Source organism: uncultured Allobosea sp., from assembly GCF_945957345.1.
GTDB lineage: Bacteria > Pseudomonadota > Alphaproteobacteria > Rhizobiales > Beijerinckiaceae > Allobosea.
In genome coordinates this window covers 1-9,481 of record NZ_CAMFKW010000089.1, presented here as the reverse complement: position 1 = coordinate 9,481, position 9,481 = coordinate 1, and the positions used below count along the sequence as shown (strand labels likewise).

The 9,481-nt window shown below is 66.8% G+C and carries 13 protein-coding genes and 2 pseudogenes; 5 read left to right on the top strand and 10 right to left on the bottom strand.

What is annotated here, in order from left to right:
• Nucleotides 1-125 (top strand): annotated as a pseudogene (locus Q0Q36_RS24400) (molecular chaperone DnaJ); the annotation flags it as partial.
• 66 nt (nucleotides 126-191) lie between these two features.
• Here Q0Q36_RS24400 and Q0Q36_RS24395 read toward each other — a convergent pair.
• Entirely contained in the window at nucleotides 192-383 is a 192-nt protein-coding gene (locus Q0Q36_RS24395; RefSeq protein WP_047582751.1) for a CsbD family protein, read from the bottom strand.
• Between the two features lie 79 nt (nucleotides 384-462).
• Complete coding sequence (locus Q0Q36_RS24390; protein WP_293802384.1) at nucleotides 463-1,278, bottom strand: helix-turn-helix transcriptional regulator; 816 nt, start codon at nucleotides 1,276-1,278, stop codon at nucleotides 463-465.
• Nucleotides 1,279-1,406: 128 nt separating this feature from the next.
• On the opposite strand from Q0Q36_RS24390, the gene Q0Q36_RS24385 reads away from it, so the two are divergent.
• Nucleotides 1,407-1,832, top strand: coding sequence for a hypothetical protein (locus tag Q0Q36_RS24385; protein WP_293802382.1), 426 nt, complete (start codon nucleotides 1,407-1,409; stop codon nucleotides 1,830-1,832).
• A gap of 108 nt (nucleotides 1,833-1,940) precedes the next feature.
• Here Q0Q36_RS24385 and Q0Q36_RS24380 read toward each other — a convergent pair whose 3' ends face one another.
• Genes Q0Q36_RS24380 through Q0Q36_RS24360 form a run of 5 tightly spaced genes read right to left on the bottom strand, consistent with a single transcriptional unit; the run spans nucleotide 1,941 to nucleotide 4,982 of the window.
• On the bottom strand, nucleotides 1,941-2,741 hold the full coding sequence (locus tag Q0Q36_RS24380; RefSeq protein ID WP_293802380.1) for a MetQ/NlpA family ABC transporter substrate-binding protein: 801 nt from the start codon (nucleotides 2,739-2,741) through the stop codon (nucleotides 1,941-1,943).
• Between the two features lie 42 nt (nucleotides 2,742-2,783).
• Entirely contained in the window at nucleotides 2,784-3,449 is a 666-nt protein-coding gene (locus Q0Q36_RS24375) for a methionine ABC transporter permease (protein ID WP_293802378.1), read from the bottom strand.
• A complete protein-coding gene (locus tag Q0Q36_RS24370; RefSeq protein WP_293802349.1) occupies nucleotides 3,439-4,545 on the bottom strand; it encodes a methionine ABC transporter ATP-binding protein in 1,107 nt (368 codons plus the stop codon). Before Q0Q36_RS24370 ends, Q0Q36_RS24375 begins: the two co-directional genes overlap by 11 nt.
• 7 nt (nucleotides 4,546-4,552) lie before the next feature.
• Nucleotides 4,553-4,726, bottom strand: coding sequence for a hypothetical protein (locus Q0Q36_RS24365; protein ID WP_293802347.1), 174 nt, complete (start codon nucleotides 4,724-4,726; stop codon nucleotides 4,553-4,555).
• Between the two features lie 7 nt (nucleotides 4,727-4,733).
• Entirely contained in the window at nucleotides 4,734-4,982 is a 249-nt protein-coding gene (locus tag Q0Q36_RS24360; RefSeq protein WP_293802345.1) for a hypothetical protein, read from the bottom strand.
• A gap of 412 nt (nucleotides 4,983-5,394) precedes the next feature.
• On the opposite strand from Q0Q36_RS24360, the gene Q0Q36_RS24355 reads away from it, so the two are divergent.
• Together Q0Q36_RS24355 and Q0Q36_RS24350 are read left to right on the top strand one after the other, a co-directional pair.
• Nucleotides 5,395-5,772, top strand: a complete 378-nt coding sequence (locus Q0Q36_RS24355) for a hypothetical protein (RefSeq protein ID WP_293802343.1) — start codon at nucleotides 5,395-5,397, stop codon at nucleotides 5,770-5,772.
• A 142-nt stretch (nucleotides 5,773-5,914) separates the two neighbouring features.
• Complete coding sequence (locus Q0Q36_RS24350) at nucleotides 5,915-6,394, top strand: copper chaperone PCu(A)C (RefSeq protein ID WP_293802341.1); 480 nt, start codon at nucleotides 5,915-5,917, stop codon at nucleotides 6,392-6,394.
• Between the two features lie 123 nt (nucleotides 6,395-6,517).
• On the opposite strand, the gene Q0Q36_RS24345 is transcribed toward Q0Q36_RS24350, so the two are convergent.
• Both Q0Q36_RS24345 and Q0Q36_RS24340 read right to left on the bottom strand, forming a co-directional pair.
• Nucleotides 6,518-7,447, bottom strand: a complete 930-nt coding sequence (locus tag Q0Q36_RS24345; protein WP_293802339.1) for a dihydrodipicolinate synthase family protein — start codon at nucleotides 7,445-7,447, stop codon at nucleotides 6,518-6,520.
• 27 nt (nucleotides 7,448-7,474) lie between these two features.
• Complete coding sequence (locus Q0Q36_RS24340; protein WP_293802337.1) at nucleotides 7,475-8,161, bottom strand: fumarylacetoacetate hydrolase family protein; 687 nt, start codon at nucleotides 8,159-8,161, stop codon at nucleotides 7,475-7,477.
• A gap of 217 nt (nucleotides 8,162-8,378) precedes the next feature.
• Between Q0Q36_RS24340 and Q0Q36_RS24335 the strand changes: the two genes are divergently transcribed.
• Nucleotides 8,379-8,588 (top strand): cold-shock protein, encoded by a 210-nt coding sequence (locus tag Q0Q36_RS24335; protein WP_047581044.1) that lies wholly within the window; start codon nucleotides 8,379-8,381, stop codon nucleotides 8,586-8,588.
• A gap of 288 nt (nucleotides 8,589-8,876) precedes the next feature.
• Here Q0Q36_RS24335 and Q0Q36_RS24330 read toward each other — a convergent pair.
• Nucleotides 8,877-9,481, bottom strand: a pseudogene (locus Q0Q36_RS24330) (MFS transporter); the annotation flags it as partial.

Below are 9,481 nucleotides of genomic sequence, written 5' to 3'. Positions count from 1 at the left end.
CGGCGCGCCAGCGCGAATTGCTGGAGGAGTTCGAGCGCGAAAGCTCGCACACCAATCACCCGGAGACGGCGGGCTTCTTCGGCAGGGTCAAGGATTTCCTCGGCGGCTTCGGCGGCACCGCCTGAGGCATCGCAGGTATAGACATGAAAAGGGCCGCCTTTCGGCGGCCCTTTTGCGTTGAGGCTGATGCGTCAGACCTTATCGACGGCCTTCTTGACGGCGTCCTTGCCCTTGCCGAGCGCCTGCTGGGCTTCGCCCTTCAGCTCCTGCGCGGCGCCCTCGGCCTCCCATTCCGGCTTGTTGAACGCCTTGCCGGCGGCCTGCTTGACGTTGCCGGCGGCCTCGTTGGCCATGCCCTTGATCTTGTCGGTCGTGCTGCCCATTGCGCTGTCTTTCCTGAAAGGTCGGCCCCCAGCCGTTATCCGCGGGAAGAACCGTCGCTGTGCGGAAAGGTTCCGGCGCTCAGGTCGCGCTTTCCGCCTGCGCTGCGAGTGCCCGCAATGCTTCGCCCGTCGCCGCATCCGCCGGGAAGAAGGTCTCCAGGGCGAGTTCCGAGAGGGTCACGTCGACGGACGTTCCGAACACGGTGGTCGTCGAGATCAGCGACAGCGTGGTCTCGCCCAGCTTCAACTGCATGGGCACCACGATCGCGGCTTCCGCCTCGGCTTCATGGCGTGTGCCCGTGCCGGGATGGGGATAGCTCATCAATTCGCCCAGGAATTCGCCAAGCTTCGGATCGGCCGTCGCACGCACCTGCTGGCGTAAGCGTGCCAGCAGATGGGCGCGCCATTCCGCGAGATTGAGGATGAAGGGCGCAAGCCCGTCCGGGTGCAGCGACAGGCGCAGGACATTGACTGGGGGCTTCAGCAGCTCCGCATCCGCGACGAGCCCGAGCAGCCGCGTCACCGCATTATTGTAGGCCAGTAGCGTCCAATGCCGGTCCACCGCGATCGCGGGGTAGGGCTCATGCCCTTTGAGGATCAGGTCGATCGCGCTGCGGGCGGCGTTCAGCGACGGGTCTTCCAGCGGGCGCTCCGGATAGATCGGCGCATAGCCGGCCGCCAGCAGCAAGGCGTTGCGCTCGCGCAGGGGCACGCCGAGATGCTCGGCCAGCAGCAGCACCATCTCGCGGCTCGGTCGCGAGCGGCCGCTTTCGATGAAGCTCAGATGCTTTTGCGAGATCTCGGCTTCGAGCGCGAGATCGAGCTGGCTGAAACGGCGGAGCTGGCGCCAGTCCCGCAGGAGTGCGCCGATCGGGGGAGGCTGGTGTGTGTTCATGGCGGAGAAGCTAGCGATCCCGGCGGGCGGTTCCAATTACCTCCCGCTTAATCGACGGGCCGACGCGGTTCCGTCAGCATTCCCTCCATCGAAATGGGCTTGAGGCCCAAACCGCGAAGGAGAATGCCATGTCGCTCATCCAGTCCTCGCCCTTGCTGCGCGGCGCTCTTGCCCTCGATGCCGCCGCCTGTGCCGGCATGGGCCTCATCCTCGCCGCCGCGGCCGGGCCGCTCGCCGCCCCGCTCAGCCTGCCCGTGGAGTTCCTGCGCGGTGCCGGGCTCGTGCTGCTGCCCTGCGCCGCTCTGATCGGCTGGTTCGCCAGCCGGAAGGCCCTGCCGCGCGTGGCTGTCTATGCCGTGATCGGCGTCAACCTGCTCTGGATTGCCGACAGCATCGCGATCCTGCTGATGGGCTGGTTCGCGCCGACCGGCCTGGGCATTGCCTTCGTCCTGGCCCAGGCCGCCGCCGTGGCGATCGTGACCGAGCTCGAAGTGATCGGCTTCAGGCGTTCGGGCGCGGTCCAACCGGCCAGTGAGGTGGCGGCGCTTCGATAGGCCAGGCGGACTGTTGTCCTGAAAGCGAGCAATAAAAAGCCCCGGATGCGATCCGCATCCGGGGCAAGGCGCCTGGCCGATGATCGAAAAGCCAGGTGGGAGGAGCGGTTACCAGCCGGCGAGCACGGCGCCCTTGAAGCGCTCGGCGACGAAGGCCTTGATCTCGGGCGTGTGGTAGCTTTCGACCAGCGTCTTGACCCAGGGCTTGTCCTTGTCGGCGGTGCGGACTGCGATCAGGTTGACATAGGGACCCTTGGCGTCCTCGCGCAGGATCGCCGAGGCCGGGTCGATCTTGGCATCGACGGCGTAGTTGGTGTTGATCGCGGCGGCGGCGACATCGGCCAGCGAACGCGGGGTCTGCGCGGCCTCGATCTCGATGATCTTCAGCTTCTTCGGATTGCCGACGATATCGGCCGGGCTCGGCTTGAAGCCGACGCCGTCCTTCAGCTTGATCACGCCCTTGTCCTGCAGCAGCAGCAGCGAGCGGCCGCCATTGGTCGGGTCGTTCTGGATCGCGACGGTCGAACCATCCGGCACCTGCGACCAGTCCTTGTACTTGGCCGAGTAGATGCCGAGCGGGAAGTTCACGGTCAGGCCCACGCTCTCGATCTTGAAGCCGCGATCCTTCACCTGATTGTCGAGATAGGGCTGGTTCTGGAAGGAATTGGCCTCCAGCTCGCCGGCATCGAGCGCCTGGTTCGGCACGACATAGTCGGAGAACTCGATGATCTTGAGATCGATGCCCTTCTGGGCGAGGACGGGCTTCACCTTTTCCAGGATCTCGGCATGGGGGCCGGGCGAGACGCCGATGCGGACCACCTGGCTCTGCTGGGCGAGTGCCGGGACGGCGGCGAGAGTGAGGGCGAAGCCGGCGAGCAGCGCGGCGCGGCGGTCGAGGAGGGTCGTCATGAGGGTCGTTCCTTCTGTCTGATGCGGATGAGCTTGGAAGCGTCAGGCGTGGCGCAGGCGCTTGTTGAGATGGCGGGCGAGCCGGTCGCCGATGCTCTGGACGAGCTGGACGAGGACGATGAGCACGGCGACGACCGCCGCCATCACGTCCGGCATGAAGCGCTGGTAGCCGTAGCGGATGCCGAGATCGCCGAGACCGCCGCCGCCGACCGCGCCGACCATGGCCGAGAAGCCGATCAGGCTGACCAGAGCCAGCGTCAGGCCGAGCACGATCGCCGGCAGGGCCTCGGGCACCAGCACCTTGCGCACGATCTGCACGGGCGTGGCGCCCATCGCACGCGCGGCCTCGACCAGCCCCTGATCGACCTCGCGCACCGCGCCCTCGATCAGGCGGGCGATGAACGGCGTCGCCGCGACCGTCAGCGGCACGATCGCGGCTGTAGTGCCGATCGAGGTGCCGGCGATCAGGCGGGTGAACGGGATGATCGCGACGACCAGGATGATGAAGGGTGTCGAGCGCGTGGCGTTGACCAGCGTGCCCAGGAGCACGTTGGCGGCGGGCGCCGCAAATAATTCGCCGCGCTTGCTGGTGGCCAGGAAGACGCCGAGCGGCAGGCCGAACAGGATGCCGAGCCCGGCCGCGACCGCGACCATGGCCAGCGTGTCCAGCGTCGACTGCGCGATCAGGTGGATGATTTCAGGAGACATGGCCGATCACCTCCGCCTTGAGCCCGAGGCTCTTCAGGGCGCCAAGCACGGCGTCGCTCTCCGGCGCGCGCGACGACACTGAGACGAGCAGGCTGCCGAAGGGCTGGCCGGCGATGGCGTCGATCCGCCCGGCCAGGATGTTGACGTCGACGCCGACGATGGCGCTGAGCCGGCTGATCACCGGGGCCGTCGCGTTCTCGCCGAGGAAGGTGATGCGCAGCACGATATTGTCGCCGGGGCGCGCCTCTTTGCGGATGCGATGGGCGAGATGCTCGGGCAGTTCGACGCCGGTCACCGTCTCGACGAAGCTCGCCGTCGTCGGATGCTGCGGGTTGGTGAAGACTTCGAAGGTCTCGCCCTGCTCGACGATACGCCCACCTTCGATCACCGCGACGCGGTCGCAGATCTCCTTGATGACGGGAATTTCGTGAGTGATCAGCAGGATGGTGATCCCGAGTTCGCGATTGACCTGCTTGAGGAGGGCGAGGATCGAGCGTGTGGTCTCGGGATCGAGCGCCGAGGTCGCCTCGTCGCAGAGCAGCACCTTCGGATCGGTAGCCAGCGCCCGGGCGATGCCGACGCGCTGCTTCTGCCCGCCCGAAAGCTCGGCCGGATAGCGCGTGCTCTTGTCGGACAAGCCGACCAGCGCGAGCAGGCGCTCGACCTTCGCGGCGATCTCGGCCTTGCCGGCGCCCGCGATCTCCAGCGGCAGCGCGACATTGTCGAAGACCGTGCGCGACGACAGCAGGTTGAAATGCTGGAAGATCATGCCGATCCGCCGGCGCTGCTGGCGCCAGCCGGATTCGGTGAGGGCCGTCACATCCGTGCCTTCGATCAAGATGCGGCCCTCGGTGGCGCGCTCTAGCCCGTTCACGAGGCGGATCAGCGTCGACTTGCCGGCGCCGGAGCGGCCGATCACGCCGAGGATCGTGCCGGCGGGCACGTCGAGATCGATTCCCGCGAGCGCGCTCACCGGCTGCTGGCCGCGGCGGCCCGGATAGGTCTTGCCGACCGCCTCGAAGCGGATGGCCGCCTCGGGCAACGACAGGGGGATGACGCCGGCGCTGAGCGTGCCGGGTCTGACGGGGGCGTTCATCATGTCCTCAGAAATGCGTGTGGCAGGACCAGTGGGCGATGCCGAGCTGCTCGATGGTCACGTCATGGACCGAGCGGCGCTGGTCGTCCGCTGTCGCGGCGTCGAGCGTGTCGAAGGCTGCGGGAACGGCCTGGGCAAACCAGGCCACGAGGCCGTTCAAGAGCGTGGAGATAAGCTGCATCGCCGCCTCACGAAGCCAGCAGCAGCGGCGTGCGCCGCAGCGAGCGGAAGAGCCGGCGCGCGGCGGTCTCGGCGGCGCCGGGCGTGGCGAAGCGCTGGCCATCCAGCGCCCGGAAGGCGGCGGAGGCGGAGACGAAGGTGAAGTCGCGCTCGTCGGCGCGGCGGCTCACGAGCCCGACCTGAGCCTCGCCGAGCTCGATGACATAGGCCTGCTGCGCCGGGCGGGCCCGGCCGGGAAGGGAATGAAGCTGGGACATGGAACTGCCTTTCGCCGCGCGGGCGGCGTTCGTCGAAACGATCGGATGGAAATGGCCTCTCGGCCTTGCGATCTCAGCGTCGACAGCGGCAGGACATGCGGCGGAAGCGGGTCTGACTTCGGCTCTTTTTCGCAACGGTCATGTCAGTCTCCTCGATCTGGAGCCCACGACCCAGTCGTGGCGCTTTAGCGTTTGGTGACGCGGCGCAAGCTGCTGCTCAAATCTCCGCGGCTCCCCGATTGCTCCGGGAACATCTGCAATCTGATGGGTATCGTCCTGTTTGTCAATCGGATCGTTCTTTTGAAGAAACGATCCGGCGGAGAAGAATATTCTTCGCGCGCTGTTTGCTCTCTGCCAAGGATGCGGCAATGCGCGGCTTGACGAAGCCGGGGAAGCGGCGCCATTTGCAGCCATGCAGGCTCGCGCCGCCCTTCTCGATTGTCTTCGCCGCTCCGGGCTCGGAGCCTGGCTGGCGACGGCCTATGCGTTGTGCGTGCTGGCTTTGGCGCTCGCGCCCGCTCCGGCGCTGGCGACGCTGAGCGGCCATGATGGCTTCGTGCTCTGCTCGGGCGCGCCGGTACCCGACGAGGGGCAGCCGCTGCCGCTCGGCGATCTCACCCATTGCAAGGGCTGTCCGCTCAATCCGGTGCTCGCCGGCCCGCCGGTCGAAGCCGCGCCGGCGCCGGGGCGGCTCGCCACGCGTCTGGCAGCGCCTGCGCTGCTGGCAGAAGGCTTGCCGCATCGTTTCGCGGCCGGGCTCGCGCAATCGCGCGCGCCGCCCGCGGGCTGAAATCTCCGCCTGCCCATCCGCATCCAATTCCGGCCTGTCCGCTCCGATGCCGAGACAAAAACTGGATCGCATAGCGATCCAGGGAGCGACGGCACCTTTTCACGAGGCTGCGTCAGCAGCCCGCCCGTTCGGGATATCCATCATGAAGCTTTCCTATTCGCTCGCCGCCGCGGCGCTCCTGCTCTCGGCCGGCTTCGCTACCGCCCATGAATTCAAGGCCGGCCCGCTCAAGATCGGCCATCCCTGGTCGCGCGCCACGCCGGCCGGCGCCAAGGTCGGCGGCGGTTACCTCTCGATCGAGAATACGGGTTCGACCGCCGACCGGCTCATCTCGGTTTCCGTTCCCTTCGCGGCCCGCGCCGAAGTCCACGAGATGGCGGTGAAGGACGGCGTCATGACGATGCGGCCGCTGGATCAGGGCGTCGAGGTGCCGGCCGGTGCCAAGGTCGAGTTCAAGCCCGGCGGCTACCACATCATGTTCATGGACCTGAAGCAGCCGCTCAAGCAGGGCGAGATGATGAAGGGCACGCTGACTTTCGAGAAGGCCGGAACCGTCGATGTCGAGTTCAAGGTCGACTCGATCGCCGCCAAGGGCGGCGAGGGCGAGCACAAGGGGCATTGAGCCTCGGGCTGCCACCTGCCGTCATGGTCGGGCTTGTCCCGGCCATCCATGTCTTCGTCGATGCCATGCGGTGTTCGAGACGTGGATGCTCGCCACAAGGGCGAGCATGACGGTTCTGATCAATCAGATCTTCGCGCGCGGATCGTGCTTCGCGATCCGCGACAGCAGGTAGTCCACCTCGGCCTTGGCCGCGGCGCTGAGCACCGAGCCCGGCTTGCGCTGGGCGTCGTGGCTGAGGATGCCGCGCTTCATCATCGTGTATTTGCGCACGGCAAGGCCGACGCCCTGCTGCTGCTCGTAGCGCATCAGCGGCAGATGCGCGTCGAAGATGTCATGCGCCTCGTCGCGCTTGCCGGCCTTCTGCAGGCGGACCACGTCGATCAGCAGTTCCGGGAAGGCATAGCCGGTATTGGCGCCGTCGGCGCCGCGCTCCATCTCGAAATCGAGGAAGAGGCCGCCATTGCCGGTCACGATCGAGATCGGCCGCAGCGAGCCTTCCTTCTGGAACTTGCGCAGCGTCGAGATTTTCTCCAGCCCCGGCCAGTCCTCATGCTTCAGCATCACGCAGGAGGGGTTGTCCATGACGATCTTGCGGATGACGGCCGGCGTCATCACCACCGAGAGCGTCAGCGGATAGTCCTGGATGACGAAGGGGATGTCGGTCCCGATCGCCTCGACGGCTTGCGCGTAATAGCCGGTGATCTGGTCGTCGGTCCGAAGCGAGGGCGGCGGGGCGATCATCACCCCGCCGGCGCCGAGATCCATGACCTGCCGGGCGAGTGAGCGCATCGCGGCGAAGCCGGGAGCCGAGACGCCGACGATGATCGGCTTAGTCCCCATCCGGGCGACGCAGCGCTTGACCAGCTCGACCGATTCCTCGGGCTCGAGCTTCGGCGCCTCGCCCATGATGCCGAGCACGGTGACGCCGTCCGAGCCGATGTCGTGGTAAAACTGGAACAGCCGGTCGGCCGAGGCCCAGTCGATACTGCCATCCGGGTTGAACGGGGTCGGCGCGATCGGGAAGACGCCGGAAGCGTCGGGGGTGAGGCGCATGATGCGATCCTTGTCCTGGCTGCCGGATCAGGCGATGCGGGTGCGAACGGTGCCGACGCCGGCGATCTCGCCTTCGAGCACGTCGCCCTTGTTCACCGCGGCGACGCCTTCCGGCGTGCCCGTGAAGATCAGGTCGCCCGGCTTCAGTTCGACCAGGCCGGAGAGATAGGCGATCGTCTCCTCGACATTCCAGATCTGCTTGGCGAGGTCGGAGGTCTGGCGCACGACGCCGTTGACCGTAAGCTCGATCTTGCCGGCGCTGGGATGGCCGGCACGGCTCGCCGGCACGATCTCGCCGATCGGCCCGGAGAGGTCGAAGCCCTTGGCCATGTCCCAGGGACGCCCGGCCTTCTTCGCGGCAGCCTGCAGATCGCGGCGGGTCATGTCGAGTCCGGCCGCGTAGCCGTAGACATGGGCCAGCGCCTCGGATTCCGGGATGTCCTTGCCGCCGGTGCCGATGGCCACGACGAGCTCCATCTCGTGGTGGAGGTCTTTCGTCTTGGTCGGATAGGGCATGTCGGCGCCGTTGATCAGCAGCGCATCGGCCGGCTTGGTGAAGAAGAACGGCTCTTCGCGGTCGGGGTCGCCGCCCATCTCGCGGGTGTGCTCTGCATAGTTGCGGCCGACGCAGAAGACCCGCCGCACCGGGAAGGAACCGCCGCCCGCGACCGGAACGGCCGTCACGGCCGGCGGGTCGATCACAAAATTGCTCATCCTGCTGCTCCCTCGATCGCAAGCTTGCGCCGTTCATGAGCGAGCGGCGCTCGGACCGCAAGCGGCTTGCTTCGGCGGCGGGCCTGCACGGGAGGCATTGCGGCCCGTTTTTCGCAGGCGCGGAACCGGTTGTGCAGCGCGTCGTTGCAACCGGAGCGATTTGCTTTCTACACTGCGCTGCCGGGGGGATCCGGCGAGCCTATGGAAGGAACGGCATGTGAGTACGGGAACCGTGAAATGGTTCAACGAGACCAAGGGTTACGGCTTCATCACCCCTGATGGCGGCGGCAATGATGTCTTCGTCCATATCAGCGCGGTGACGCGGGCCGGTCTGCGCGGGCTGAACGAGGGGCAGAAGATCAGCTATGATCTCGAGCCGGATCGCAAGACCGGCAAGAACTCGGCCGTGAACCTTCAGACGACCTGAGAGTGCCGCGCGCCGGCGCGGCGCGCGAACGGTTCTCAGGAAGGCGCGATCGCTCTCATCTTCCGAAAAGTGGAACCCACTTTTCGGCCTGAAGCGGCAGCGTTGTTACGGGAGGGCACTGGCGGCACCTCTCCCGAGCCTAGGATGGATCGCTTCCGGTCTTGAGGGCCGGGGCGGATTCCAGGCATTCCCGTCGCCTTGGGCGGCGGTGAGAGGGCGAAAGCATCGGGCTGAAAAGTGAAATCCACTTTTCGGAAAATCCGATGCGATAACAATGATCTGATGCCCTCAGGCCCGGCCGGGCGCCGGGTGGAACAGCCGGCCCTTCTCCACGATCAGCACGACCACGAGCGCGGCGAGGCCGCAGAGCGCGAAGCCGAGCGTCAGCGGCACGACCGTGCCGTTGAAATGCTGGCCGATATAGAAGCCGAGCAGCGCGCCGATCACGGTGGTGACGAAGCCCTGCACCGAGGAGGCCGTGCCGGCGACATGGCCGAGCGGCTCCATCGCCATCGCCCCGAAATTCGGGCCGATCAGCCCGAAGCAGAACATCGCTCCACCCTGCAGGATCGCGAAGCTCCACAGCGATTCATGGCCGGCCAGCGCCACCAGCGCATGGATGCCGGTCAGCGCGATATAGCCGAGCAGGGCGCCATGCGAGACGCGGCGCATGCCGAGCCGGCCGACGATGCGCGAGTTCAGGAGCGAGGACGCCGCCATGAACATCGCGATCAGCGCGAAGATGGTGGTGAACAGCTCCGGCGCGTGGAAGACGTCGACGAAGACCTGCTGCGCCGAGTTGATGAAGCCGAACAGGCCGCCGAGCACGAAGGCCATGGCCAGCATGTAGCCGACGCCGATGCGGCTGGTCAGCGTCGTCCGGAAGGAGGCGA